General features: G+C 45.1%; 1 protein-coding gene. It reads right to left on the reverse strand.

Features of this window, described 5'->3' with window-relative positions:
- Nucleotides 1-536: NADP-dependent isocitrate dehydrogenase (locus R7044_RS27665; RefSeq protein ID WP_225456291.1), on the reverse strand; the 536-nt coding region annotated here is incomplete at both ends.

Genomic DNA, 536 nt, shown 5'->3' on the forward strand with positions numbered 1-536 from the left:
CACCTACTTTACGTGATGGCGATTTATTTTTGTCTAGGAATTCACCCGTTGCTTTGTCTAGTGTATCGGCTAGAACTTGCGCTTTAGCATTGCCAGTTACTGAGCTTAAATGCTCTAGAGAAGCAGCTAATGCTAAGAACTCGCCTAGAGAATCCCAACGAAGGTGGTTTTCTTTCTCAACTTGTTGAACGTGTTTTGGAGCAGAACCACCAGCACCGGTTTCAAACAGGCCACCGCCGTTCATCAACGGAACGATTGAGAGCATTTTAGCGGATGTACCCAGTTCCAAAATTGGGAACAAGTCTGTCAGATAGTCACGAAGTACGTTACCTGTTACAGAAATGGTATCTAGACCAGCTTTCATTCGCTCTAATGAGTATTTACATGCTTCTACTGGAGCAAGAATCTTAATTTCTAGGCCTGTCGTATCGTGATCTGGCAGGTATGCATTGACCTTTTTAATAAGCTCTGCATCGTGTGCGCGGTTTTCATCTAGCCAAAATACAGCTGGAACGCCTGTCGCACGTGCGCGAGTC

It is taken from the genome of Vibrio sp. 1402 (assembly GCF_033340275.1).